The organism is Paraburkholderia ginsengisoli NBRC 100965 (assembly GCF_000739735.1).
Lineage (GTDB): Bacteria > Pseudomonadota > Gammaproteobacteria > Burkholderiales > Burkholderiaceae > Paraburkholderia > Paraburkholderia ginsengisoli.
This window is the reverse complement of sequence record NZ_BBJF01000009.1, coordinates 15,099-39,347: the sequence shown is the minus strand read 5'-3', so window position 1 is coordinate 39,347 and position 24,249 is coordinate 15,099. Positions and strand designations below refer to the sequence as shown.

25 protein-coding genes and 1 pseudogene are annotated in these 24,249 nt (G+C 65.3%); 15 read left to right on the top strand and 11 right to left on the bottom strand.

Annotated features, from left to right (window positions below; genetic code table 11):
• Window positions 1–231: 231 nt before the first annotated feature.
• Genes flhF through BGI01S_RS16895 form a run of 3 tightly spaced genes read left to right on the top strand, consistent with a single transcriptional unit; the run spans window position 232 to window position 3,833 of the window.
• Window positions 232–2,208 (top strand): flagellar biosynthesis protein FlhF, encoded by a 1,977-nt coding sequence (gene flhF, locus BGI01S_RS16905; protein ID WP_042327122.1) that lies wholly within the window; start codon window positions 232–234, stop codon window positions 2,206–2,208.
• The gene (locus BGI01S_RS16900; protein WP_042327121.1) at window positions 2,201–3,070 is read left to right on the top strand and encodes a MinD/ParA family ATP-binding protein; all 870 of its coding nucleotides are present in this window, start codon (window positions 2,201–2,203) and stop codon (window positions 3,068–3,070) included. Before flhF ends, BGI01S_RS16900 begins: the two co-directional genes overlap by 8 nt.
• A 28-nt stretch (window positions 3,071–3,098) precedes the next feature.
• Window positions 3,099–3,833 carry an RNA polymerase sigma factor FliA gene (locus tag BGI01S_RS16895; RefSeq protein WP_042327120.1) on the top strand — a complete coding sequence of 245 codons (735 nt, stop codon included), beginning with the start codon at window positions 3,099–3,101 and terminating at the stop codon, window positions 3,831–3,833.
• A gap of 53 nt (window positions 3,834–3,886) precedes the next feature.
• Here BGI01S_RS16895 and BGI01S_RS16890 read toward each other — a convergent pair whose 3' ends face one another.
• From BGI01S_RS16890 to flgA, 5 genes and pseudogenes are all read right to left on the bottom strand, one after another.
• The gene (locus tag BGI01S_RS16890) at window positions 3,887–4,297 is read right to left on the bottom strand and encodes a type II toxin-antitoxin system HicB family antitoxin (protein WP_042327119.1); all 411 of its coding nucleotides are present in this window, start codon (window positions 4,295–4,297) and stop codon (window positions 3,887–3,889) included.
• A pseudogene (locus BGI01S_RS29640) lies at window positions 4,294–4,477 on the bottom strand (type II toxin-antitoxin system HicA family toxin). The gene BGI01S_RS16890 and the pseudogene BGI01S_RS29640 overlap by 4 nt, the downstream one beginning before the upstream one ends.
• Before the next feature lie 322 nt (window positions 4,478–4,799).
• Window positions 4,800–5,246, bottom strand: a complete 447-nt coding sequence (locus BGI01S_RS16885; RefSeq protein WP_042327118.1) for a flagella synthesis protein FlgN — start codon at window positions 5,244–5,246, stop codon at window positions 4,800–4,802.
• Window positions 5,247–5,340: 94 nt separating this feature from the next.
• Window positions 5,341–5,694 carry a flagellar biosynthesis anti-sigma factor FlgM gene (gene flgM / locus BGI01S_RS16880; RefSeq protein ID WP_042327117.1) on the bottom strand — a complete coding sequence of 118 codons (354 nt, stop codon included), beginning with the start codon at window positions 5,692–5,694 and terminating at the stop codon, window positions 5,341–5,343.
• A 174-nt stretch (window positions 5,695–5,868) separates the two neighbouring features.
• The gene (flgA, locus tag BGI01S_RS16875; RefSeq protein WP_232624324.1) at window positions 5,869–7,254 is read right to left on the bottom strand and encodes a flagellar basal body P-ring formation chaperone FlgA; all 1,386 of its coding nucleotides are present in this window, start codon (window positions 7,252–7,254) and stop codon (window positions 5,869–5,871) included.
• 401 nt (window positions 7,255–7,655) lie between these two features.
• On the opposite strand from flgA, the gene BGI01S_RS16870 reads away from it, so the two are divergent.
• The 12 genes from BGI01S_RS16870 to flgL all read left to right on the top strand — a co-directional run bounded on the left by BGI01S_RS16870 (window position 7,656) and on the right by flgL (window position 20,185).
• The gene (locus tag BGI01S_RS16870; RefSeq protein WP_042327115.1) at window positions 7,656–8,153 is read left to right on the top strand and encodes a flagellar basal body rod protein FlgB; all 498 of its coding nucleotides are present in this window, start codon (window positions 7,656–7,658) and stop codon (window positions 8,151–8,153) included.
• A 92-nt stretch (window positions 8,154–8,245) separates the two neighbouring features.
• The gene (flgC, locus tag BGI01S_RS16865; protein ID WP_042327114.1) at window positions 8,246–8,671 is read left to right on the top strand and encodes a flagellar basal body rod protein FlgC; all 426 of its coding nucleotides are present in this window, start codon (window positions 8,246–8,248) and stop codon (window positions 8,669–8,671) included.
• Between the two features lie 10 nt (window positions 8,672–8,681).
• Window positions 8,682–9,395, top strand: coding sequence for a flagellar hook assembly protein FlgD (locus BGI01S_RS16860; protein ID WP_042327113.1), 714 nt, complete (start codon window positions 8,682–8,684; stop codon window positions 9,393–9,395).
• A gap of 43 nt (window positions 9,396–9,438) precedes the next feature.
• The gene (locus BGI01S_RS16855) at window positions 9,439–10,950 is read left to right on the top strand and encodes a flagellar hook protein FlgE (RefSeq protein WP_042327112.1); all 1,512 of its coding nucleotides are present in this window, start codon (window positions 9,439–9,441) and stop codon (window positions 10,948–10,950) included.
• Between the two features lie 17 nt (window positions 10,951–10,967).
• Window positions 10,968–11,726, top strand: a complete 759-nt coding sequence (gene flgF, locus BGI01S_RS16850) for a flagellar basal-body rod protein FlgF (protein WP_042327111.1) — start codon at window positions 10,968–10,970, stop codon at window positions 11,724–11,726.
• Between the two features lie 56 nt (window positions 11,727–11,782).
• Complete coding sequence (gene flgG / locus BGI01S_RS16845) at window positions 11,783–12,571, top strand: flagellar basal-body rod protein FlgG (RefSeq protein ID WP_042327110.1); 789 nt, start codon at window positions 11,783–11,785, stop codon at window positions 12,569–12,571.
• Between the two features lie 29 nt (window positions 12,572–12,600).
• Entirely contained in the window at window positions 12,601–13,299 is a 699-nt protein-coding gene (gene flgH, locus BGI01S_RS16840) for a flagellar basal body L-ring protein FlgH (protein ID WP_042327109.1), read from the top strand.
• 2 nt (window positions 13,300–13,301) lie between these two features.
• Window positions 13,302–14,498, top strand: a complete 1,197-nt coding sequence (locus BGI01S_RS16835; RefSeq protein ID WP_042327362.1) for a flagellar basal body P-ring protein FlgI — start codon at window positions 13,302–13,304, stop codon at window positions 14,496–14,498.
• A 12-nt stretch (window positions 14,499–14,510) separates the two neighbouring features.
• Window positions 14,511–15,515, top strand: coding sequence for a flagellar assembly peptidoglycan hydrolase FlgJ (gene flgJ / locus BGI01S_RS16830; protein WP_042327108.1), 1,005 nt, complete (start codon window positions 14,511–14,513; stop codon window positions 15,513–15,515).
• A 356-nt stretch (window positions 15,516–15,871) separates the two neighbouring features.
• A complete protein-coding gene (locus BGI01S_RS16825; protein ID WP_174447416.1) occupies window positions 15,872–16,645 on the top strand; it encodes a flagellar brake protein in 774 nt (257 codons plus the stop codon).
• A 310-nt stretch (window positions 16,646–16,955) separates the two neighbouring features.
• Window positions 16,956–18,947 carry a flagellar hook-associated protein FlgK gene (gene flgK / locus BGI01S_RS16820; protein WP_042327106.1) on the top strand — a complete coding sequence of 664 codons (1,992 nt, stop codon included), beginning with the start codon at window positions 16,956–16,958 and terminating at the stop codon, window positions 18,945–18,947.
• A gap of 11 nt (window positions 18,948–18,958) precedes the next feature.
• Complete coding sequence (gene flgL / locus BGI01S_RS16815; protein ID WP_042327105.1) at window positions 18,959–20,185, top strand: flagellar hook-associated protein FlgL; 1,227 nt, start codon at window positions 18,959–18,961, stop codon at window positions 20,183–20,185.
• A 74-nt stretch (window positions 20,186–20,259) separates the two neighbouring features.
• On the opposite strand, the gene fliR is transcribed toward flgL, so the two are convergent.
• The 6 genes from fliR to fliM are packed head-to-tail and all read right to left on the bottom strand — an operon-like array spanning window position 20,260 to window position 24,247.
• Window positions 20,260–21,042: a flagellar biosynthetic protein FliR gene (gene fliR / locus BGI01S_RS16810; protein WP_042327104.1), complete on the bottom strand. Its 783-nt coding sequence runs from the start codon at window positions 21,040–21,042 to the stop codon at window positions 20,260–20,262.
• A gap of 25 nt (window positions 21,043–21,067) precedes the next feature.
• Complete coding sequence (fliQ, locus tag BGI01S_RS16805) at window positions 21,068–21,337, bottom strand: flagellar biosynthesis protein FliQ (RefSeq protein WP_042327103.1); 270 nt, start codon at window positions 21,335–21,337, stop codon at window positions 21,068–21,070.
• A gap of 22 nt (window positions 21,338–21,359) precedes the next feature.
• Window positions 21,360–22,196 carry a flagellar type III secretion system pore protein FliP gene (fliP, locus tag BGI01S_RS16800; protein WP_042327361.1) on the bottom strand — a complete coding sequence of 279 codons (837 nt, stop codon included), beginning with the start codon at window positions 22,194–22,196 and terminating at the stop codon, window positions 21,360–21,362.
• Window positions 22,197–22,210: 14 nt separating this feature from the next.
• A complete protein-coding gene (fliO, locus tag BGI01S_RS16795; RefSeq protein WP_084585405.1) occupies window positions 22,211–22,795 on the bottom strand; it encodes a flagellar biosynthetic protein FliO in 585 nt (194 codons plus the stop codon).
• Window positions 22,792–23,256, bottom strand: a complete 465-nt coding sequence (gene fliN, locus BGI01S_RS16790) for a flagellar motor switch protein FliN (RefSeq protein ID WP_042327102.1) — start codon at window positions 23,254–23,256, stop codon at window positions 22,792–22,794. Before fliN ends, fliO begins: the two co-directional genes overlap by 4 nt.
• Complete coding sequence (gene fliM / locus BGI01S_RS16785; protein WP_042327101.1) at window positions 23,249–24,247, bottom strand: flagellar motor switch protein FliM; 999 nt, start codon at window positions 24,245–24,247, stop codon at window positions 23,249–23,251. Before fliM ends, fliN begins: the two co-directional genes overlap by 8 nt.
• Window positions 24,248–24,249 lie beyond the last annotated feature (2 nt).

Here is a 24,249-nt window from a genome sequence, read left to right as displayed (position 1 = left end):
GTGCTCCGAGGCATACCTGTGCTTGCCCCGCGAGCGTCGCGCGGCGCCGCCCGATGTCCCGTTTCAAACCCGCGTGCGCGCCGCAACGGCGGCATCTCCATCGCGCGAATTGCCTACCTTTAACGGTCTTTATCCATCGATCGTCACTCGACGGCTTTCGCAATAATTGATCTCAATGGGAAGCGGTGTGTTGCCGGTCCGTCAGTCCGTATACCTCATTGGGGGTCCAGCTTGAACATTCGTAAATTTGTCGGTGCCAACAGTCGCGATGCGCTGCGCCTCGTGCGTGAAGCCCTCGGCCCGGACGCGGTCGTGTTGTCCAACCGCACGCTGGGCGACGGCAGCGTCGAGATCGTCGCACTGGCCGATAGCGACCTCGCAGCGATCACGCCGAAGGCTCGCGAAGGCGCGGCTGCGGCATTCGCTGCGCCGACGAGTTCAGCCGCTGGACTACCGCCGCCCGCCGCACCGCGCGCACTGCCGACCATGCCGGCGAATCCGTATGCGAGCGGCATGCCCGATGTGTTTTCGTCGGTATTCGGCGCGAGCCCAGAAGCCGGTGCCGAAACGATGGCCCCAAGTGCGGCGGCGAGTCTGCCTGTGAGCGAAGCGTTGTCGCTGCCGGTCGCGCCGAAAGCCGCAGCGCCGAAAGCAGTGTCCCAGGCAAGCGCAGCAGCGCCCGCTCCGACGACGGCATTGCCCGGCGCCGTCGCGGACCCCGCTGCGCTCATCGGCCAGGCTGTTGCGCAGCCGCTGCCCGCCGGACCGAGCGCCCGCGCGGCGGCCGCGCGTCTGACCGAAGACATGCGTGCCGATCTGCTCAAAGCCGCTGGCGTGCCGGTCACGTCCGCCGCGCCGAAGACCGCCGAGACCCCCGCGCCGCGCACGATGGCCGAATCGAATCCCTGGCTGATCGACCATGCGCGTCGCATCGCCGCCGAACAGCAGCAACAGCAAGGCGAGTACAGCGCGCGCCCCACGCCGATGACGCCGGCCGCCGCCGCCGCGAAGGGACTGGGCGCCGCTGTCGAAATCGACACGCCCGCCGCGCAGCCGGCCGCTGCCGCACCCGCACCCGTGACCGAAACGCCCGGCTGGGCCCGCGAAGCCGCGCAAGTTGCCGCGCGCCGCAGCGCGCAGAAGCTCGCACCGACGCTGCCTGCCGGCGACGAAACGCGCACGCCGGCGGCCGTCGCCGAAGCGATCAAGGCGCGCATGGAGCAGGTCGTCAACGACACCGTGATGAACGAACTGTCGTCGATGCGCGGGATGATGGAAGAACACTTCGCCGGTCTGCTATGGGGCGAGCGTCAGCGTCGCAACCCGGCGCGCGCCGCGCTCACCAAGCACCTGTTCGCCGCGGGCTTTTCCGCGCAACTCGTGCAGATGATGGTCGACAACCTGCCCGACGAAGTCGAGACGATGGACGGCGGCATGGAGTGGGTGCGCACGGTCCTCGAATCGAACCTGCCGGTGATGGAAGACGAGGACGCGCTGATGGAGCGCGGCGGCGTGTTCGCGCTGATGGGCCCGACCGGCGTCGGCAAGACGACCACCACCGCGAAGCTCGCCGCGCGCTGCGTGATGCGCTTTGGCGCGAGCAAGGTGGCGCTCCTCACCACCGACAGCTACCGGATCGGCGGTCACGAACAACTGCGCATCTTCGGCAAGATTCTCGGCGTGTCGGTGCACGCGGTGAAGGACGGCGCCGACCTGCAACTCGCGCTCTCCGAGCTGCGCAACAAGCACATCGTGCTGATCGACACGATCGGCATGAGCCAGCGCGACCGCCTCGTGTCCGACCAGATCGCGATGCTGTGCCGCGCCGGTCAACCGGTGCAACGCCTGCTGCTGCTCAACGCGACGAGTCACGGCGACACCCTCAACGAAGTCGTGCAGGCGTATCAGCGCGCGCCGGATCAGCAGCCGCTCGCCGGCTGCATCGTGACCAAGCTCGACGAAGCCACCAACCTGGGCGGCGTGCTCGATACGGTGATCCGCTACAAGCTGCCGGTGCACTACGTGTCGACCGGTCAGAAGGTGCCGGAGAACCTGTACGTCGCAACGAAGAAATTCCTGATCAAGAGCGCCTTCTGCATTCCGCGCGACAACTCGCCGTTCGTGCCGCATGACGACGATATTCCGGCGCTGCTGTCCGCGCTGTCAGCACGTTCGACGGCCGAGTTGCACGAGGTTCGCTTTGGATAAGCTCATTTCGGATCAGGCCGAAGGACTGCGGCGGCTGCTCGCGCGCAGCGGCGCACGCGTGATCGCGGTGACGGGCGGTCCGCTCGGCGTCGGCTGCACGACCGCGGTGGTCAACCTCGCCGCCGCGCTTGCGCAGCAGGGCAAGGACGTGCTGGTGGTCGACGAATGCGTCGGCGACAGATCGGTGAGCGCGATGCTCGGCGGCTTGCGTGGCGCGGGCAATTTCTCGGCCGTGATGCGCGGCGAGATGACGCTCGACGACGCCGTCGCGCGGCACGCGCTGGGCTTTTCGGTGCTGGCCGCGTCGCGTCACAACCGCGAAGGCCACACGGTCGAGCAGTTCAACGTGCTGCTCGGCGGCTCCGCCGACATCGTGCTGATCGACGCGCAGCTCGACGAGCAAGGCCACCTGTCGCCGTTCGCCCGGCAGGCGCATGACGTGATGATCGTCACGCGCGTGTCGGCTCAGGCGATCACCGACGCGTACGCGTGCATGAAACGTCTGCACTACGCGCACGCGATCGCGCAGTTTCGCGTGCTGACGAACCACGTGCAAAGCGTGAACGACGCGCATACGACGTTCGCCAACCTGGCCGGCGTGGCCGGGCGCTACCTCACGGTGGCGCTGGAAGATGCCGGCTGCATTGCCGCCGATGCGCGGATGGCGCGAGCCCTGGAGTTGTCGCGTTGTGTCGTCGATGCATTCCCGTCGACACCGGCTGCGCGCGACTTCCGGCACCTCGCCGCCGAATTGCAGTACTGGCCGATACGGCCAGCGATGTCGTCGCAAACGCCCAGGCGGGCGCCTGCGACAGTTACAGCGGCGCAACACGCCGACCAACCGTCCGCGCAGCACGCCTGAGAGGCGGCACAAGGACAAGGGGAGCACGATGTATAACGCCCAGGGAAAGATTTCCCAAGCCGAAGTCCTGACGAAGTACGCACCGCTCGTGCGTCGCCTCGGCTTGCAGCTCGTCGCCAAGATGCCGGCGAGCGTCGATCTCGACGATCTTATCCAGGCCGGCATGATCGGATTGCTGGATGCCGCGGGCCGCTACAAGGAAGATCAGGGCGCGCAGTTCGAGACCTACGCGAGCCAGCGGATTCGCGGCGCGATGCTCGACGAGCTGCGCAGCAACGACTGGTTGCCGCGTAGCTTGCGGCGCACCTCGCGCGAAGTCGAAACGGCGGTGCACAAGGTGGAACAGAACCTGGGCCGCTCGGCGAGCGAGACCGAAATTGCCGAGCACCTGCAAATGCCGCTCGACGAATATCAGTCGATGCTGCAGGACCTGCACGGCAGCCAGTTGATCTACTACGAAGACTTCGACCGTTCCGCCGACGACGAACCGTTCCTCGACCGCTACTGCGTGGATCATTCCGATCCGCTGTCAGCGCTACTCGACGACAGTCTGCGCTCGGCGCTGGTGGAGGCGATCGACCGTTTGCCGGATCGCGAGAAGCTGCTGATGTCGCTGTACTACGAGCGCGGCATGAATCTGCGCGAAATCGGCGCGGTGATGGAAGTCAGCGAATCGCGCGTGTGCCAGTTGCACAGCCAGGCCGTGGCGCGCCTGCGCACGCGGCTGCGGGAAATGGCCTGGGCGAACGCCGAGGCGAACTGAAGCCGCACCGTGTGAAGTTGGACGGGTGGCGCGCTGCGCGCCCACCTCGTTTTTCAGGCGTTCGCCATTTCATGTTCGGCGGCGAGCGCGAGAAAGGCCGAGCGCGACATGCCGCGCGCCTGCGCATAAGCGTCGATCTCATGCACCAGCACTTCGGGCAGCGAGATGTTGATGCGGATCGCTTTTTTCAGCGCCGGAATATTGCGCGTGGTCACGATGCCCCAGGTGAAGCCCGCGAAGTCGGCGTTGAGCCGATGCTCGTCGAGCGTGCCCCGTTCGGGCAGCGGCATCCCTTCGTCGATCAGCGTCTCCAGATGCGCTTCGATCGCCTCTTTCGCATTGGCGTAGGCTTCCTCCAGCGTGTCTCCCGCCGCGTGGCAACCCGGGATGTCGGGCACCACTACGCCGAACGCATGCTTCTCGTCGCCAGGCTCGATTGCGATCGGGTAAATCAGGTTCTTCATTTCAGCCCCGCCTGTTTCAGAATGCTGTTCAGGGTGCCGGGCGGCAGCTCCTTTTTCGGATGCGGGGATGGTCACGAGACCGGGCTTTACCGCGTGCCGAAAATGATGGTGGCTGCCCGATATCCGGACGTGCTGCCAACCATTGGCGTGGATCAGTTTGACGACCTCGGCGCTGTTCATATTGCACTCCCGTAACTATACACACGATTACACAACCTCGCTAATGGACAGAGCTTCGCCTGTGAATGCGCCGCGACGTCCCGCCGGGCGACGGAAAAAAGCTCATTGGGAATGTCATTTCAACGCGACGCGGCTTTGCGCGCTAGCTAGCCGGATGGCTAACGTTGCGTTGCGGCAGGAGGCAAGGGAGAAGGGCGCGCTGGAGTCATCGCGCCAGAAACAGCAAAGGCCCGTCCAGGACGGGCCTTTTTTCGTTCGACCGGAACGGCAGCCGATTGTCGGGTCGGGACCGGCGCAACCGCCAGTCAATCGCGGACGGTTTTCAAACGCCCGAGTGCGCCGGAATCCGTCCGTCGGGCCCGTAGAAATTGGCCTTGCGCGGCATGTTCACCTGCAGTGCCGCGAGCGCGCGCTGGTTGTAATCCATCCGCACGCGGATCAGTTCGCCGTTATTGGTATTGGCGCGCCGCGCGCGCTCGGCGGATTTTTGCAGCAGCGTCCATTGCGCGGCGACTCGCGTGTCGGTGCTGGCCGCCAGCTCCATGCCGGACCAGCCGGCCGGATAGCCCAGTTCGGCCAGTTGCGTGTCGCGCGCGGCTTCGAGCCGCGCCAGCACGCCGATCAGTTCCGTCTTCTTTTCGACGATCGACGGCAGGTCTTCCATCGGCGAAGCGGATGCTAGCGTCCTGGATTCGAGCGCCAGGATCGAGGCGAACGCCTCGACGGTCGAATATTCTTCGATGAGGGTGGCAAGCAGGGCGTCTTTCATCTCAACAACTCGCTAGGCACGGCGGCGCGCGCACGACGCGCGAGCCCGGTTGGTCGAATGCCGCCCGGCATGTCGCCGCACTTTGCGGTGCCGCTTACTTGCCGGTCGACGAGGTTTTGTTCTGCAACAGGTCGCGCGCCGTCTGCAGCACGCCGTCGGCGATCTTGCCGGAATCGATCTGCAGCGAGCCATCCTTGATGGCCTGCCTGATCGACTCGACGTGCGCCGTGTCGATATCGGCCGAGCCCGACGCCGCCAGGCTGCGCAGATGCTGCGACAGGCCCGACAGGCTGACGCTTGCGTCGCCCGAAGCGCTGCCGCTGGCCGGCGCGGCCGTGCTCGCGTTCGACGCCGCGTTGGCCGCCGGGGTGGCATCGCTCTGTTGCGAGCGGGACAGGGCGTCTTTCAACGTCGGCAGATTCGAATTGTTTGTGGAATCGACTTTCACGATTGGCTTCCTGAACGATTTGATCCTGATAACGGCAACCGCTGATCAAAACTTTAGCGCAATCGCTCCACCCCCGGCCTTGCTTTCCCACGCAATCCGACCCCTTCGTTACCGCTTGCACCGAGACCGCCGCCACGGCCGGCTGCGGCGTGTGGTGCAAGGCGGCCCACCGGTTCACAACTGAATCTCCACGGTCGCGCCGTCCTTGACGATCCCCGAGATGACCTGCCCGTTCGCGGTCTTCACCCGCACTTGCTGACCCGGCGACGCGTTGTTCATTGCGCTGCCTTCGGCCGAGATCGAAAAGCCGTCGCCCGCCGCGACGACCCGGACCGTCTGGCCGATCGCGACCGCCGACGCGCTCTTGAGCATGTCGCGGCGCAGCGGCATGCCGCCCGCGATGCGCACCAGCGAAACCGAGCCGACCGCCTGCGACGGATCCGTGACGATCGCCTGCGGCAAGCCGGTCAGGTCGCCGTCGCGCGCGACGAGGTCAGCGGCGGTGAGCACTTCGCCCGGCGCCATCGCGCGGGCGGCGAGGTAGTAGGTGGCGCGCAGTGCGACGCGCGCCTGCAGGTAAATGGTCCACGGACGCTCGCCCGCGCAGCGCACGCCGACGGTCATGCGGCCCCACAGGCGCGCGCCGCTCGGCATGAACGGTTCGAGCGCGGCGCACTCGGAGAGGCCACGCGGAAAGGCCGGCGCAACCGTGATGTCGATCTTGCCGGGCAAGCCGGCGGACTGTTGCTGCAAAAAGGCCAGTGCGGCCGCGTGAATTGCTTCGGGGTCCTGCTGACCGGGCAGGGTGGCAGGCTGCGCAACGACGGCGGCCTGCATGGTTTTCTGCGCGACGGACGGAGCCGCCTGGCGTACCGCCGGCGTTCGGGCGATCACGGGACGGTTCGGCATGGCGACGGTCGCCGGGGCGACCGGCTTGCCGTTCGCGCCGAATTGCGGCGGCTCGCCGCGCGACGCGAGCGTGTCGAAACCGCGGCCCTGCGGCGCGCTGGCGTCGACCGGCTGGGCGACGGTCGAGGTCGTCGTCGACATAGGCGTCACGACGACCGGCAACACTGCGCGTGGACTCGCCGCGACGTTCACGCGCGCGACGTTCGCCGACGCACCGGCGTTGGCCGGCGCGGGAATCGTCACGACGCCATTGGCGTCCGGTTTGAAGTTGGTGCGGATCATCGCCGGCGCGGCCGAGGCTTCGTTCGCACCCGGGATCACGATCGCGCCGTTCGTGCCGGCGGCGCGCGTGAACGGATCGGCGTCGCGCGGCGCGGGCCCGCGTCCGAGCGACTGTGCGGTGGCGGCGGCGAGCGAGCTGGCCGACGCCGCGCGTTGCGTCGGCGTCTGCATTTGCTGCGCGATATCGGCGAGCGCGCCGGGGTTTTTCTCAGCGGGACCCGGAATCACGATCGGGCCGCCGGCTTCCTGCGCCTGGGTCGTGCCCGGCAGCAGCACGATCCCGCCCGCGACCCACAACGCGACGTTCACCACCAGCCGCGTGAACACACGTGAGGTGGCGCGCAGGGCTAGGCGTGGAGCCAGCCGCATCACACGTGCAGGACGCCCCGCTCGGGATGATGCAACCGGGGACGTCTCTGAAGACGCGGCTGAAGACGAGGGCGGAGGTGAAGACACAGTCGACGCCCCCGGCGCCGCGACCGCACACGCCCCCGCGCGAAGCGCCGCCGCGCGGCTCGCACGCTGCGGCAAATCGGAAGTGGGCTGGTCCATCGAGGGTTCTCCATCGAATGCATCGGTACGCCTTGCATTCTAGTGAGCGGCCCCGTCGCGCAAACGTTGAATAGAAGCCCCCTTTCCCGGTTATTCGTCCGATTGCCACTTGCATTCGGCCCATAAGATGCACCTCATGCAAAAAGGCCTTCCCGGTCGATGCAGTCCGCGAGCGACGCTGTGATGGGAAGGCTCGGGAACCCTCTCGGGAGATTTCTATGCTGGACAAACTCGATGCCGAATTCGCCTTCGGCCGCCAGGCGCTGGATGTGCGCGCGTACCGGCAGGAGCTGCTGTCGTCGAATATCGCCAATGCCGATACACCGGGCTACCGGGCACGCGACGTCGACTTCGCGTCGTCGCTGGCCGGCGCGCTGAAGAAGACCGGCGGCACGACCGCCGGGCAGGGCGCATCGAACGGCTCGACGCTCGCGATGACGCAGCCGGCGGGCGTAACGAGCGGCATGTCGATGGTGTCGACGGAGCCGGGCCACATGGCCGGCAAGGCGACGCTCACCCCGACCGGCGGCGCGCCCGACGACTACGGCAACCTGCAATACCGGATTCCGACGCAGCCCGCGCTCGACGGCAACACGGTGGACATCGACACCGAGCGCGTCCAGTTCGCCGACAACACGCTGCACTTCGAATCGGGCATGACGGTGTTGTCGAGCCAGATCAAAACGATGCTGGCGGCGATCACGTCGGGTTCGTAACGGCACGCACAGCACACAGCAGCAAGCACGAACAAATCGCTACGGGACTTAACTTGAAGCCGGCTCGAACCGGCAGGAGAGGTCAGGAAACCATGCCATCCCTGATGAATATTTTTGGTGTTGCCGGCTCCGCGATGTCCGCGCAGTCGCAGCGGCTCAACGTGACGGCGTCGAACCTCGCCAACGCGGACAGTACGACCGGCCCCGACGGCCAGCCGTACAAGGCCAAGCAGGTCGTGTTCGCGGTGAACCCGCTCGGCGGCGCTCGCTCGGGCTCCGGCCAGCAGGTCGGCGGCGTGCAGGTCACCGGCGTGGTCGACGACCCGTCGCCGATGAAAACCGCGTACGAACCCGGCAATCCGGCGGCCAACGCGGACGGCTACGTGACGCTGCCCAACGTCGACCCGGTGCAGGAAATGGTCAACATGATCTCGGCTTCGCGCTCCTATCAGGCCAACGTCGAAACGCTGAACACGGCCAAAACACTGATGCTGAAAACGCTCACGATCGGAACCTGAGGAGACCGCCTTGACCACTAGCACCACGATCGGCAGCAACGGCACGACCGTTTCGCAAACGCTGCTCGACACGATGAACGGCACGAACAGCAGCACGAGTTCGACCAGCAGCACGTCCGGCACGTCGGCCACCGATTTGCAGAACACCTTCCTGCAACTGCTCGTCGCGCAGTTGAAGAACCAGGACCCGACCAATCCGATGGACAGCTCGCAGATGACTTCGCAGCTCGCGCAGATCAGCACGGTGCAAGGCATCAGCCAGCTGAACACGTCGCTGAGTTCGCTGTCGACGCAGCTTTCGGCGGGTCAGCAATCGCAGGCCGCGCTGCTGATCGGCTCGACCGTGCTCGCGCCGGGCAACTCGATCTCCGTGGCGAGCGGCAAAACCGGCGCGTTCGGCGTCACGCTCGCGAACGACGTTAGCGATCTGCAGGTCGTCGTGAAGAACTCGGCCGGCACGATCGTCAACACGATCGATCTCGGCAAGCAGTCGGCCGGCACGATTCCGGTCGGCTGGACGCCGACCGACACGGCAGGCAACGCACTGCCCGACGGCAACTACACGATCACCGCGATGGGCACGATCAACGGACAGCAGGCGACCGCCACTACGCTAACCGGCGCGACGGTGGAAAGCGTCGTCACGCAGAGCTCGGGCACCGCGGGCCTCGTGCTGTCGAACGGTTCGACGGTCGGGCTGACCAGCGTCGCGGCGATCCTCTGATTCAGAACAATTCAGTTACGACTTTCCAGTTACGGAGAACGTCATGGGTTATCAACAAGGTTTGAGCGGTTTGTCCGCGTCGTCGAGCGATCTCGACGTGATCGGCAACAACATCGCCAACGCCAACACGGTCGGCTTCAAGAGCGGCACCGCCGAATTCGCCGACATGTACGCGAATTCGATCGCGACCGCGGTGAACCAGCAGGTCGGGATCGGCACGAAGCTCGCGGAAGTGCAGCAGCAGTTCTCGCAAGGCACGATCACCTCGACCAATCAGGCGCTGAACGTTGCGATCAACGGCAACGGCTTCTACCAGATGAACAACAACGGCACGCTGACGTATTCGCGTAACGGCGTGTTCCAGCTCGACAAGAACGGCTACATCACCAACGCGCAAGGCTTGCAACTGATGGGCTACGCGGCGAGCAACGGCGGCGTGATCAACACCGCGCAGACCGTGCCGCTGCAGGTGCCGACCGCGAACATCGCGCCGACGCCGACCACGACGATCGCCGCCGGCCTGAATCTGAACGCGCAGGACGATCTGATGCTCGGCACGCCGACGGTGAGTTCCACGGCCGCTACGCCAGTCCAGTCCAGCGTATCGATCACCAATGCCGCCGCAGGTACGAACGCCAACGACTACGCGATCAATTTCACCGCCACGGGCTACACGGTCACGGCAACGGACAGTACCGGGGCCACCACCACGACCACGAGTACCACCGCCTATTCGACAGGCACGGCGATCACGCTCGGCAGCGGCGAGACCATTACATTCAATGGCACACCGGCGGCCGGCGACACCTACACCGTCGCGCACAATCCGATCGCGTTCAACCAGAGCAGCTCGTCGACATACAACTACTCGACCAGCACGACGGTCTACGACACGCTCGGCGGCTCGCAGCAGGTCAACATGTACTTCTCGAAGACGGCAGCCGGCACGTGGAACGTCTACGCGGGCACGTCGACCGGCACAGCGACGCTCGTCGGCCAGGCGAACTTCGACTCGTCGGGCAAGCTGCTCGGCACGACCAACGCGGACGGCACCGCGACCTCCGCGCCGTACACGTTCAACGTGTCGATCCCGACCACCGACGGTTCGGCGACGCCGCAGAACATCACGCTGAACATCGCGGGCACCACGCAGTACGGCGGCAAGGACGGCGTGAACAGCCTGCAGCCCGACGGCTATGCGGCAGGTCAACTGACCGGCTTCACGGTGGCCGCCGACGGCACGCTGACCGGCAACTATTCGAACGGCCAGACCTCCGCGCTCGGGCAGATCGTGCTCGCGAACTTCGCGAACCAGAACGGCCTGATCGATCTCGGCAACAACGAGTACGGCGCGACCTCGGCGTCGGGTGTCGCGCAGATCTCCACGCCGGGCTCGACCAACCACGGCGTGCTGCAAGGCGGCGCGGTGGAAAACTCGAACGTCGATCTGACGAGCGAACTGGTGAACCTGATCACCGCGCAACGCAACTATCAGGCGAACGCGCAGACGATCAAGACCCAGCAGACCGTCGACCAGACCCTGATCAACCTGTAAGCGACCGGGACTCCATCATGGATCGGCTGATCTACACCGCGATGTCGGGCAGCGCCCAGGCGCTCGAACAGCAGGCGATCGTCGCGAACAACCTCGCGAACGCATCGACCACCGGCTTTCGTGCGCAGCTCGAGACTTTCCGTGCCGTGCCGATGTCGTTCGGCGACGGCAGCTCGATCAACGACAACACCACCCGCACCTTCGTGCTGTCGTCGACGCCGGGCGCCGACTACACACCGGGGCCGATCCAGCAGACCGGCAACCCGCTCGACGTGGCGATTCAGGGGCCGGGCTGGCTGGCGGTGCAGACCACCGACGGCAACGAGGCTTATACGCGCGCCGGCAATCTGCACATCGACGAAAACGGGCAACTGGTGAACGCCACCAATCAGGTGGTGCTCGGCAACGGCGGGCCGGTGTCGGTGCCGCCGGGCGCGGAGATCACCATCGGCAAGGACGGCACGGTGTCCGCGTTGACGCCGGGCGACCCGCCGACCGCGGTGGTGACCGTCGACCAGCTGAAGCTTGTGAACCCGGACCCGCAATCGCTGACGCGCGGCGACGACGGCCTTTTTCGCACCGCCGACGGCAATCCCGCCGACGCCGATCCGGCCGTCACGCTGGCGCCGGCGTCGCTCGAAGGCAGCAACGTGAATCCGGTCAGCGCGATGGTCTCGATGATCACCAACGCGCGGCAGTTCCAGATGCAGACCAAGATGCTCGAAAACGCGGACAAGAATGATCAGTCCGCCAATCAGCTGCTCAGCTTCAGCTAACGGATCGCCCCGGGCTCGCCCGACATGGCAACACCATCCTGGATGGGAGAAGAATTGTGAATCGCTCGCTTTACATCGCCGCTACCGGCATGAATGCGCAACAGGCGCAGATGGACGTGATCTCGAACAACCTCGCGAACGTCAGCACCAACGGCTTCAAGGGCTCGCGCGCGGTGTTCGAGGACCTGCTGTATCAGACCATCCGCCAGCCGGGTGCGAACTCGACGCAGCAAACCGAATTGCCGTCCGGCATCCAGCTCGGCACCGGCGTGCAGCAGGTCGCCACCGAGCGTCTGTACACCCAGGGCAACCTGCAGCAGACCGGCAACTCGAAGGACGTCGCGATCAACGGCGCCGGCTTCTTCCAGGTGCAGATGCCCGATGGCACGACCGCCTACACCCGCGACGGTTCGTTCCAGACGAACGCGCAAGGTCAACTCGTGACGTCGAGCGGCTACCAGGTGATCCCGGCCATCACGGTCCCGACCAACGCGACTTCGCTGACGATCGGCAGCGACGGCGTGGTGTCGATCACCGTCGCCGGTTCGACCAATAGCCAGCAGCTCGGCTCGATGCAGGTCGCGACCTTCATCAACCCGGCCGGTCTCGACGCGAAGGGCGAAAACCTGTTCTCGGAGACGGCTTCGTCGGGTGCGCCGAACATCGCGCAACCGGGCCTGAACGGCGCGGGCACGCTGAATCAGGGCTACGTGGAAGCATCGAACGTCAACGTGGTGCAGGAACTGGTGAACATGATCCAGACGCAACGCGCTTACGAAATCAACAGCAAGGCCGTGACCACTTCCGACCAGATGCTGCAGACCCTCAGCCAGATGCAGGTTTGAGGGACTGGGAATTAAAGGCGGTAATCCAGATGTCGCACTTCTCTCGCATTCCGGTTCATTCGCGCACCGCTCAGGCGCTCGTGCAGCTCACGCTGCTCGCGGCCCTGGGGGGCTGCGGCCTCGTGCCCAAGCAGCCGATCACGCAGCAGCCGATGACGGCCTTGCCGCCGGCTCCGCCGCCGCCGCCGGTGTCGGGCTCGATCTACAACCCGGGCTACGCGGGCCGGCCGCTGTTCGAAGATCAGCGTCCGCGCAATGTCGGCGACATCATCACGATCGTGATTGCCGAAAACATCAACGCGACCAAGACGTCGGGCGCCAATGCGAACCGCGCCGGCAGCACGAATCTCGCGGTGCCGACCGCGGGCTTTCTCAGCGGCCTGTTCAACAGGGCCAATCTGAGCGCGAACGGCGGCAACGTGTTTTCCGGCACCGGCGGCGCGAATGCGTCCAATACGTTCAACGGCACGATCACCGTCACGGTGACGGGCGTGCAGGCGAACGGCAACCTGATCGTCAGCGGTGAAAAGCAGATGCTGATCAATCAGGGCAACGAGTTCGTGCGCTTTTCCGGCGTCGTGAATCCGAACACGATTTCGAGCCTGAACGCCGTGTACTCCACCCAGGTGGCCGACGCGAAAATCGAGTACTCCGCGAAGGGCTATATCGACGAAGCGCAGAACATGGGCTGGTTGCAGCGCTTCTTCCTCAACGTGTCGCCGTGGTGATCATGCGTACCGTCTCCATTCGCCGCACAGTTCGCGCCGCTTTTGCCGCCGCCCCGCGCGCCGGCCGCGCGCTCGCGTTCGTCGCGCTCGCCTGCGCGGCGCTGCCGGCCGCCACGCCTGCGCATGCCGAGCGCCTGAAAGACCTCGTGCAGATCCAGGGCGTGCGCGACAATCCGCTGATCGGCTACGGCCTCGTCGTCGGTCTGGACGGCACCGGCGACCAGACCACGCAGACGCCGTTCACCACGCAGACGCTCGCCAACATGCTGGCGAACCTCGGCATCTCGATCAACAACCAGGCGGCGGGGTCGAGCAACTCGCAATCGTCGCTGTCGAACATCCAGTTGAAGAACGTCGCCGCGGTGATGGTGACGGCGGTGCTGCCGCCGTTCGCGCGGCCGGGCGAACAGATCGACGTCACCGTGTCGTCGCTCGGCAATGCGAAGAGTTTGCGCGGCGGCACGCTGTTGCTCACGCCGCTCAAGGGCGCCGACGGCCAGGTGTACGCGCTCGGCCAGGGCAACCTGGCGGTCGGCGGCGCCGGCGCGAGCGCCAACGGCAGCAAGGTGCAGGTCAACACGCTGGCGGCGGGCCGCATCGCCGGCGGCGCGATCGTCGAACGCGCGGTACCGACTTCGGTGTCGCAAGCGGGCACCATGCAGCTCGACCTGAACGAGATGGACTACGACACCACGCAGCGCGTGGTCGCTGCGGTCAACAACGCGTTCGGCGGCGGCACCGCCACCGCGCTCGACGGCCGCACGATTCAATTGCGCGCGCCGGCCGATCCCGAGCAGCAGGTCGCCTTCATGGCGCAATTGCAGAACCTCGACGTGAGACCCGCGCAAGCCGCCGCGAAGGTGATCCTGAACGCGCGCACCGGCTCGATCGTGATGAACCAGATGGTCACGCTGCAGAACTGCGCGGTCGCGCACGGCAATCTGTCGGTGGTGATCAACACGCAGCCGGTGGTGAGCCAGCCGGGCGCGTTCTCGAACGGCCGGACCGTGGTCGCGCAGCAGTCGCAGATTCAGATGAAGCAGGACAACGGTGCACTGAAGCTGGTGAGCGCCGGCGCGAATCTCGCCGACGTGGTGAAGGCGCTCAACGCACTCGGTGCGACGCCCGCGGATCTGATGTCGATCCTGCAGGCCATGAAGGCGGCGGGCGCGTTGCGCGCCGACCTGGAAATCATCTAAGGAGTACGCCAGATGAATTCGGATACGACCAATACCGCGAACGACCTGACCAGCCGGTTCGCGCTCGACGTGCAGGGTTTCGCGAGTCTGAGCGCGCAAGCCAAGGCATCCCCGCAAGCGGGCATGAAGATGGCCGCGCAGCAGTTCGACGCCGTCTTCACGCAGATGATGCTCAAGAGCATGCGCGACGCGACTCCGCAGGACGGCCCGTTCGATTCGCACGACAGCGCGACCTTCACGTCGATGATGGATCAGCAGATGTCGCAGCAGTTGTCGAAGAAGGGCATTGGCGTGGCCGACGCGATGCTCAAGCAGCTGATGCGCAACCAGGGCATCCAGGCGGGCGGCGCGAGTGGAGCAGGCGGAGCGGGCGGCTTCGCCGGCATGGCCAACGCACTGGGCGGCGCAAATGGCGGCATGGGCGGCGACGAAGGTCAGACCGCCGCGCTCAACGCGCTTGCGAAGGCCTATGGCAACGCGCAGGCCAACGGCCAGCTCGCGATGGGCAAAGGTTACTCGGCGAACAGCGCGTTGACGCCGCCGTTGCGCGGCGACGGCAGCTCGCCGAAGGTCGACGCGTTCGTCGACAAGCTTGCCGCGCCGGCGCAGGCCGCGAGCGCTGCGACCGGCATTCCGGCGCGCTTCATCATCGGCCAGGCCGCGCTCGAATCGGGCTGGGGCAAGAGCGAAATCAGGAAGTCGGACGGATCGACCAGCCACAACGTGTTCGGCATCAAGGCGAGCAAAGACTGGGCGGGCAAAACCGTGTCGACCGTCACGACCGAATACGTGAACGGCAAGCCGCAGCGCACCGTCGAGAAATTCCGCGCGTACGATTCGTATCAGGAAGCGATGACCGACTACGCGAACCTGCTGAAGGGCAACCCGCGTTACGCGCAGGTGATCAATTCATCGCGCGACGTGAACGGTTTTGCCAACGGCATGCAGCGCGCGGGCTACGCGACCGACCCGCACTACGCGAAAAAGCTGATGTCGATCATGCAGAAGATGGGCTGATCGGCCGCCAATGCAGTGATGCAAGCAGGGTGCAGTGCCGGCTCGACAGGAGCCGATGTTCCAGATCGAAAACGATGCACGCGACGGGGCCAGGTGCATAACAAGACGGACGAGGCCGGCCGCCGAGAGGCGGCCGGTCCACCCGCGAGGGCAGATTGCGTTTTAACGTTTGCGGCAAATATTTCATTACACGCCCCTAAATTTTGGCTGGATGCTGCCGCTAATCAGTTAGACCCGATACCGGAAAGCGCTATAACCTCCGGTTGAATGCGTGTGCCGCGGCTTCGATCAGGCCGCGCGAAAGCCCCGGCAGGAGCCTGGCACGCGCCCGCAAGAACATGCATACCGGCAAGCCCATGGATATGAACCAGTCGAACGGCCAGACCGACACGCACGGCCAGCCGCACGCCCCGCAAGACGACAGCGCGCCTGATTTCGGTCGCCGCAATCCGCTGGAGATCGGCGTTCAGTTACGCAATCTCGTCAATCGCGGCGATTTCCTCACCGTCGAATATGCGGGCGGCCAGCTCGTGACGCGCCTGCTCGACGTCGACGTGCGCGGCCGCACTTTCACTTTCGATTGGGGCGCGTTGTCCGATCAGAACAAGGGCCTGCTGGCCGCGCCGCGCTGCAAATTTCACGCGGCGCCGGACGGCGTGCGCGTCGAGTTCGCGACCGGCACGCCGCGCGAGACCCGTTTCGAAGGACTGCCTGCGTTCGAGGCCGACTTCCCCGAGGTGCTGTTTTACGTGCAGCGCCGCGAGTATTTCCGCGTCGATGCGCCGATTCTCGATCCGTATATGTGCAGCGGCCGTTTGCCCGCCGGCGACACGTTCCGCTTCGAAGTGCACGATCTGTCGCTCGGCGGCGTCGGCATGCGCACCAGCGACGAACGTGTCGCCGAATTGCCGATGGGCACGCGCCTCGAAGATTGCGAGCTATCGCTCGGCGGGCTCGGCCGACTGTCGCTCGATCTGCAACTGGTGTCGCACCGTTCGACGGCGCTGCCCAACGGCACGCAGCGATATCAACTCGGTTTCCGTTTTCTGACGCTGCCGGGCAGCGCTGAAAACACGCTGCAACGTCTGATTACGCAGCTGGAAATGAAGCGTCGCTCGCTGGTGCGTTGAGCGAAGGGGGACGAGCGGGCTCGGAGTTTGTCCAGGGCCTCGCCCGTTTTGCCACGTCGAAAACGCGTCCGCGCAGTGGCGCGAACAGGCTGACGAAGAGACACGAAGCAGCGCGCAAAGCAGCACACCACCAAGCGCAAATGGGCGCACAGGCGCGCCGCCAACCACCGCGCCGCGCGCGCCTCGCAAACGTTGCAACAATGTCGCACAAGCATCGGAATGGCCCTCAATTTTTCGCCTCGTGGGCCGTTAAACAGAATGTTCAAGTAACGTGGCGGCATGTCTGCGGTGTCGCCCTTCAGGATGACGCATGTCCAGCACTCTCTTATCTATCGGCCTCAGCGGACTCAATGCAGCCCAGTGGGGTTTGACGACGACCGGCGAGAACATCAGCAACGCGTCGACGCCCGGCTATTCGATCGAGACGCCGGTCTATGCGGAAACCGGCGGCAGCTACACCGGTTCGGGCTATCTGCCGAGCGGCGTGTCCACGACCACCGTGCAGCGCCAGTACAGCCAGTACCTCGCGACCGAACTGAACAACGCGCAATCGTCGAGTAGCGCGCTGTCCGCGTACAACACGATGATCGCGCAGTTGAACAACCTCGTCGGCAGCCCTACCGCGGGGATCGCGAGCGCCATCACCGGTTACTTCACGGGCCTGCAGAACGTCGCCAACGGCGCGTCCAGCCTCGCGACGCGGCAGACCGCGATGAGCGACGCGCAGACCCTCGCGAACCAGATCAACGCGGCCGGCCAGCAGTACGATCAGTTGCGCGCGAGCGTCAACACTCAACTGGGCGATGCGGTCACGCAGATCAACAGCTTCACGCAGCAGATCGCCGCGCTGAACACGCAGATCACCGCGGCCAGCAGCCAGGGCCAGCCGCCGAACCAGTTGCTCGACCAACGCGATCTCGCGGTGTCGAACCTGTCGCAACTGATCGGCGTGTCGGTCGTGCAGAGCAACGGCGGCTATAGCGTGTTCATGTCCAACGGCCAGCCGCTCGTGTCCGCCGGCAACAGTTTCAACCTCGGCACGGCGACCTCCGCCACCGACCCGAGCGAGCTGTCGGTCCAGTATCTCGGCCAGGCCGGCGCGAAGCCGACGCCGACCCCGCAGACGCTGTCCGACACCAAAGTCGACGGCGGCACGCTCGGCGGCCTGCTGCAGTTCCGCTCGCAAACACTCGACCCGGCCGAAGCGAAACTCGGCGCGATCGCCACCAGCTTCGCCGCGCAGGTGAACGCGCAGAACGAACTCGGTATCACGCTGAACGGCACCGCTGGAGGCGCGCTCTTCACGGTCGGCTCGCCGACGGTGTATTCGAATTCGCAGAACACGGGCAATGCGTCGCTCTCCGCGTCATTCGCCGACGCGACGCAACCGACCACCGGCGACTACACGCTGTCGTACAACGGCACCGCGTACACGCTCACCGACAATCAGACCGGCAACATCGTGGGTTCGGCGACGGACCTCACCAAACCGATCGGCGGCTTGCAGTTCTCGGCCACCGGCACCATGAAAGCGGGCGACTCGTTCTCCGTCGAACCGACGCGCGGCGCGCTGAACGGCTTCGCGCTCACCACCACGTCGCCGTCGGCGATCGCGGCGGCGGCGCCGGTGCTGGCTTCGGCGTCCGCGTCGAACACCGGCAGCGGCTCGATCACGCAGGGCACGGTGTCGGCCGGTTACAGCGCGCCGACCACGGCGTCGACCCTCACCTATACCGCCGGCACCGGCCTGACCGGTTTCCCGCTGAACTCGGTGGTGACGGTGGCCGGCACGCCGCCGACTTCGTACACGATCACCTCGGCGACGACCGCCGTGCCGTACTCGCCCAGCTCGGGCGCGACGCTGACGATCGACAACCCGAGCAACTCGACCAGCGCCGGTGGCATGAACGGCGTGACGGTCACGCTCAGCGGTACACCGTCGGACGGCGACACGTTCTCGATCGGGCCGAACACCGGTGCGACCAACGACGGCCGCAACGCGCAACTGCTGTCGAACCTGACCACCGCGAAGGTGATGTCGGGCGGCACGTCCACGCTGACCAGCGCGTACGCGACCTACGTGAACGACATCGGCAATCAGGCGAGCCAGGTGCAGACGTCGAGCACCGCGCAAAGCGCGCTCGTCACGCAGATCACCGCCGCGCAGCAGTCCGTGTCGGGCGTGAATATCAATGAGGAAGCAGCCAACCTGCTTCAGTATCAGCAGCTCTATCAGGCCAACAGCAAGGTCATCCAGACCGCGCAGACCCTGTTCCAGACGTTGCTCGGCATCTTCTCGTAAGGCGTTGAACCATGCGTATCTCCAGCTCGCAATACTTCAGCATGAACGTCGAGACAATGAGCAACCAGCAGGCTCAGTTGTCGCAGATCTACCAGGAAATTTCGAGCGGCACGAGCCTGAGCACGGCCGCCGACAACCCGCTCGGCGCGGCGCAAGCCGTGCAGCTGAGTTCGACGGCGACGGCGCTGTCGCAATACACGACCAATCAGGGCGCCGCGCTCTCGTCGCTGCAGGCCGAGGACTCGACGCTCAGCGGCGTGCTCAGCACCCTGCAAAGCGTGAATACGCAAGTGCTCAGAGCGAGCAACGGCGGTCTGAACGATTCGAACCGCAGCGCCATCGCTGCCGAGCTGACATCTCTGCGCGACCAGTTGCTGACCTACGCCAACTCGACCGACAGCGCGGGCAATTCGCTGTTCTCCGGATTTCAGAACAGCACCCAGGCATTTACGACCGACGCGAGCGGCGCCGTCGTCTATTCGGGCGATACCGGCACGCGCACCGTGCAGGTCACCGACAGTAACCAGGTGGCGACGGGCGACAACGGCCTTACCGTGTTCATGAGCGTCGGCGCGGTCAATGCGGATCCGGTCGCAGGCGGCAGCTCGGCCAATAAGGGTACCGGCGTGATCGGCTCGGTGACGGTCAACGATCCGACCAACGCGGCGAACGCCGACCCGTATCAGATCCAGTTCAGCGGCAGCGGCGCGTCGCAGACCTATACCATCACCGACACGATCACTGGCGCTGCGGGCACGCCGCAAGCCTATACGGAAGGCGCCAATATCACGGTGGGCGGCCAGACTGTCGCGATTACCGGCACGCCGGCCGACGGCGACACCTTTACGGTCAAGACGGCCAACCAGGCGGGCACAGATGTGTTCGCCAACATCAACGCGATGATCGCCGCACTGCAACAGCCGGTGACGGGCGATCCGGCGGCGACTGCGAACCTGCAGAACGCGTTGAACACCGGTCTCACGCAACTCGGCAACACGCTGAGCAACGTGACGGCGGTGCAGGCGTCGGTGGGCGGGCGCGAGCAGGAAGTGAAGGCGCTGCAAACCGTCACTCAGACCAACTCGCTGCAAGCGCAGAGCAACCTCGCAGACCTGACGCAGACCGACATGGTCGCGACGATCAGCAAGTACACGATGCAGCAAGCCGCGTTGCAGGCATCGCAGCAGGCGTTCGTGCAGATCCAGAACATGTCGCTGTTCCAGTACATCAACAACTGACGGACGGACGCGGCACCCATAAAAAAACCGGCTCGCGCCGGTTTTTTTATGTCCAGGGCAAGCGCGCTTGTGCGCTACTTCAACCCCGCCGCGACGCGACCCATCTGTTCGATGCCGCCGTCGAACAGCCGCACGAAGAACGGGATCATGTTCGGCAGCATCAGTTGCACGAGCAGCAGGCCGACCAGCATCGTGAGCGGAAAGCCGATCTGGAACACGCCGATCTGCGGCGCCGCGCGATTGAGAATGCCGAGCGCGAGGTTGGCGATCAGCAGTGCTACGACCACCGGCAGCGACAGCAGCAGCCCCGCCGAGAAAATCGACCCACCCCAGTTGGCGAGCGTCTGCCAGCCATGCGGCGCGAGCATGTTCGCCGACACCGGCACGGACTGGAACGTCGTCACCAGCGCGGCCAGCATCTGCAAATGACCGTCGACGGCGAGAAACACCAGCATCGCGATGGTCGTCATGTAGCGCGAGATCACCACGCCCGAGCCGGTCGCCTGCGCATCGAAGAAGGTCGCGAAGCCGAGGCCCATGCCGAGGCCGATGAAGTAGCCGGTCGCGTCGATCGCCTGGAAGACGACCTGCATCGTCACGCCGAGTGCGATGCCGATCAGGAACTGGTTGACCAGCACCCACACGCCCGCCGCCGAAAACACGGTGACTTGCGGCATCGCGCCGATGGTCGGCGCGACGATGATGGTGGTGAAGGCGGCGAGGCCGATCTTCACGCGCGCGGGCATCGACACATTGCTGAGCACCGGCGCGGTGGCGATCAATGCGGCGATGCGCGCGAACGGCCAGAGGAACGCGGTCAGCCAGCCATTCAGTTGAGCGTAAGTGACCGTGAACATGGCGGGAGGAGCGGCGGCGCGCCGCTCAGTTGACGAGCGTCGGAATGCTGGTGAGCGTGTGACGCAGATAGTCGAGCATCGTCGTCAGCATCCACGGGCCGGCGATTACCATCGTGACGGCGATCGCGAGCAGCTTCGGAATGAACGAGAGCGTCGACTCGTTGATCTGCGTGGCCGCCTGAAACAGACTCACCACCAGACCGACGATCAGCGCGACGAACAAAAGCGGAGCGGCCAGCACCAGGCCGACGTACATCGCCTGGTGGGCCAGCGTCATGACGGCTTCAGGTGTCATGGTGAGTGCGCCAAAAAATGGGTTAAACGAAACTCTGCGCGAGCGAGCCGAGCAGCAACTGCCAGCCGTCGACCAGCACGAACAGCATCAGCTTGAACGGCAGCGAGATCGTGGCGGGCGACACCATCATCATGCCCATCGACATCAGCACGCTCGCTACCACCATGTCGATGATGAGGAACGGGATGAAAATCGTGAAGCCGATCGTGAAGCCGGTCTTCAACTCGCTCGTCACGAACGACGGCACCAGCAGCGACAGCGGCACGTCCTCCGGACCTTGCATCGGCGCGGCGTGCGAGATGCGGGCGAATAGCGCGAGATCGCTTTCGCGGGTCTGACGCAGCATGAAGGTCTTGAACGGCGCGACGCCGCGCGAGACCGCTTGATCCATCGCGATCGTGCCTTCCGAAAACGGCTTGTAGCCTTCGTTATAGGCCTTGTCGAGCACCGGCGACATCACGAACAGCGTGAGAAACATCGCGAGACCGACCAGCACCTGATTCGGCGGCGTGGTGGTCGTGCCGAGCGCCTGGCGCAGCAGCGACAACACGATGATGATGCGCGTGAAGCTCGTCATCATCAGCACCATCGCCGGGAGGAACGACAGCATCGTGAGCAGCAGCATCGTCTGCACGCTCAGCGAGTAGGTGGTCCCGCCGTTCGGGCCGGGGCTCGTGTTGAACGCGGGCAGGCCGGCGGTTTGCGCGAACGACAGCGTCGGCAGCGCGAGCATCAGCGCCGGCAGCACGACCGGCGCGTAGCGGCGCAACACGGCGACGGCGGTTTGCAGAGCGGCTGCGGCGCCGCGAGCGGGGCGAGCATTATGCCCATCACGCGCGAGCGGAATACTGACTTGCATCGAACTGAACTGCATTACCGGTCCCCGCCGCCTTGCGCGTTGAAACGTTTGCCAACCTCGCCTTTCAAAGCGTCGCGAAAGCGTTGCGCGAAGGTGCCAGGCAACGCGGCGCCGGTGCCCTGGTTCTGCGGGATCGTGGCGATGACGCCGTCGGCCGTGGCGGACCCCGCGGGCATCGTATGCAGCAGACGCACGTTGCCGGGCGCCGCGCCGAGCACGAGCCACGTGTCGCCGATTTCAACCACCGCGACGCGCTCCTTGCCACCGAGCGACGCACCGCCGATGGTCTTCACGAGTCCGCCGCGATTGCCCGGTTGCAAGCCGAAACGGCGCGCGAGCCACGCGCAGCCGAACACCAGACCGATCACGACCAGCAGGCCCACGATCGTCTGCAAGACCGCGCCGACGCCGAGCGCCGGGACGGCCGAGCCGGCGCCGACACCCGAGGCGATGCTCGCGGCGTTGTTGACCGCATTCATGTCGGCGGCGTGCGCGCAAAAGGGCACGGCGAGCGGCCCGATAAGCACCGCCGCGCAGGCGACCCGAAGCAGAGCGTCGCGCGAAGCGTCGAACACGGCGCGACCGGCAAGGCGTTTCATCGATTCAACTTCCGGATGCGTTCGGACGGCGTGATGATGTCGGTCAGACGGATGCCGAACTTGTCGTTCACGACCACCACTTCGCCCTGGGCGATCAGGCAGCCGTTGACCAGCACGTCCATCGGTTCGCCCGCGAGGCCGTCGAGCTCCACCACCGACCCCTGCGCGAGTTGCAGCAGGTTGCGGATCGCGATCTTGGTGCGGCCGAGTTCGACCGTCATCTGGACCGGAATGTCCAGGATCATGTCGATGTCGTTGCGCGTCGAGGTCGGCTCGACTTTCGACAGCGGCTGGAACACACCGGCCGTCGTCGCGCTGACTTCCGGGTTGTCGTTCTGTTCGGCGAGCGCGCTGGCCCAGTCGGCCATCGCGTCGTCGTCTTCGGTGCCGGCCGCGCCGGCGGCCAGTTGCGGCTCACCCGCAGCCAGTTCAGCGTCGGGCTTTGCGTTCAGGTCACTCATATCCACCATCCTTCATCGTGTCGGCTGCGCTGATCATCTTCTGGACCCGCAACGCGTACTGACCATTGAAAATTCCGTAGCCGCATTCCATCACCGGCACGCCATCGACTTTCGCTGTGATGTGCTCGGGAATGTTGATCGGCAGAACATCGCCTTTGCGCATGTTCAAAATCTGTTCGAACGTGACCGGCACCTGAGCGAGGTCGGCGGTCAGTTCCACTTCCGCCGCCTGCACCTGCTGCGACAGCACGCGCACCCAGCGGCGGTCGATGTCCATCGCCTCGCCCTGGATCGGCGACGAGAGAATGTCGCGGATCGGTTCGATCATCGAATACGGCATGCAGATGTGCAGCGTGCCGCCGGTCGTGCCGAACTCGATCGAGAACTGCGTGACGATGACGATCTCGTTGGGCGTCGCGACGTTGGCGAACTGCGTGTGCATTTCCGAGCGCACGTATTCGAACTGCAACGGCCGCACGCTTTTCCACGACGCCGTGTAGTTGTCGAACACCAGGTTGAGCAGCTTGTTGATGATGCGCTGCTCGGTCTGCGTGAAGTCGCGCCCTTCGACGCGCGTATGGAAGCGCCCGTCGCCGCCGAACAGGTTGTCGACCACGAAGAACACGAGGTTCGGATCGAACACGAACAGCGACGTGCCGCGCAACGGCTTCACGTGGACCAGGTTCAGGTTGGTCGGGATCGGCAGGTTGCGGGTGAATTCGCTGTACTTCTGCACCTTCACCGGACCGACGGAGATTTCCGCCGAACGCCGCATGAAGTTGAAAATGCCGACGCGCAAGAGACGCGCGAACCGGTCGTTGATGATTTCGAGGCCGGGCATCCGGCCGCGGACGATGCGTTCCTGCGTCGCGATGTTGTACGGGCGCACGCCCGTCCGGTCGCTTTGTTCGGCTTCCGTGTCGGACTCGCCGGTGACGCCCTTGAGGAGGGCATCGACCTCCTCCTGGGACATGAACTCTTCGTGGCCCATTG

What these genes read in the sequence shown, in the direction of transcription:
- BGI01S_RS16890 (WP_042327119.1), bottom strand. Translation starts at nt 4,297, where the DNA reads ATGAAGAACCTGATTTACCCGATCGCAATCGAGCCTGGCGACGAGAAG.
- fliM (WP_042327101.1), bottom strand. Translation starts at nt 24,247, where the DNA reads ATGGGCCACGAAGAGTTCATGTCCCAGGAGGAGGTCGATGCCCTCCTC.
- BGI01S_RS16870 (WP_042327115.1), top strand. Translation starts at nt 7,656, where the DNA reads ATGCTGGACAAACTCGATGCCGAATTCGCCTTCGGCCGCCAGGCGCTG.
- flgA (WP_232624324.1), bottom strand. Translation starts at nt 7,254, where the DNA reads ATGCGGCTGGCTCCACGCCTAGCCCTGCGCGCCACCTCACGTGTGTTC.
- fliO (WP_084585405.1), bottom strand. Translation starts at nt 22,795, where the DNA reads ATGAAACGCCTTGCCGGTCGCGCCGTGTTCGACGCTTCGCGCGACGCT.
- flgF (WP_042327111.1), top strand. Translation starts at nt 10,968, where the DNA reads ATGGATCGGCTGATCTACACCGCGATGTCGGGCAGCGCCCAGGCGCTC.
- flgJ (WP_042327108.1), top strand. Translation starts at nt 14,511, where the DNA reads ATGAATTCGGATACGACCAATACCGCGAACGACCTGACCAGCCGGTTC.
- BGI01S_RS16885 (WP_042327118.1), bottom strand. Translation starts at nt 5,246, where the DNA reads ATGAAAGACGCCCTGCTTGCCACCCTCATCGAAGAATATTCGACCGTC.
- BGI01S_RS16855 (WP_042327112.1), top strand. Translation starts at nt 9,439, where the DNA reads ATGGGTTATCAACAAGGTTTGAGCGGTTTGTCCGCGTCGTCGAGCGAT.
- BGI01S_RS16825 (WP_174447416.1), top strand. Translation starts at nt 15,872, where the DNA reads ATGGATATGAACCAGTCGAACGGCCAGACCGACACGCACGGCCAGCCG.
- flgC (WP_042327114.1), top strand. Translation starts at nt 8,246, where the DNA reads ATGCCATCCCTGATGAATATTTTTGGTGTTGCCGGCTCCGCGATGTCC.
- BGI01S_RS16835 (WP_042327362.1), top strand. Translation starts at nt 13,302, where the DNA reads ATGCGTACCGTCTCCATTCGCCGCACAGTTCGCGCCGCTTTTGCCGCC.
- flgH (WP_042327109.1), top strand. Translation starts at nt 12,601, where the DNA reads ATGTCGCACTTCTCTCGCATTCCGGTTCATTCGCGCACCGCTCAGGCG.
- fliQ (WP_042327103.1), bottom strand. Translation starts at nt 21,337, where the DNA reads ATGACACCTGAAGCCGTCATGACGCTGGCCCACCAGGCGATGTACGTC.
- flgK (WP_042327106.1), top strand. Translation starts at nt 16,956, where the DNA reads ATGTCCAGCACTCTCTTATCTATCGGCCTCAGCGGACTCAATGCAGCC.
- fliR (WP_042327104.1), bottom strand. Translation starts at nt 21,042, where the DNA reads ATGTTCACGGTCACTTACGCTCAACTGAATGGCTGGCTGACCGCGTTC.
- flgL (WP_042327105.1), top strand. Translation starts at nt 18,959, where the DNA reads ATGCGTATCTCCAGCTCGCAATACTTCAGCATGAACGTCGAGACAATG.
- fliN (WP_042327102.1), bottom strand. Translation starts at nt 23,256, where the DNA reads ATGAGTGACCTGAACGCAAAGCCCGACGCTGAACTGGCTGCGGGTGAG.
- BGI01S_RS16895 (WP_042327120.1), top strand. Translation starts at nt 3,099, where the DNA reads ATGTATAACGCCCAGGGAAAGATTTCCCAAGCCGAAGTCCTGACGAAG.
- fliP (WP_042327361.1), bottom strand. Translation starts at nt 22,196, where the DNA reads ATGCAAGTCAGTATTCCGCTCGCGCGTGATGGGCATAATGCTCGCCCC.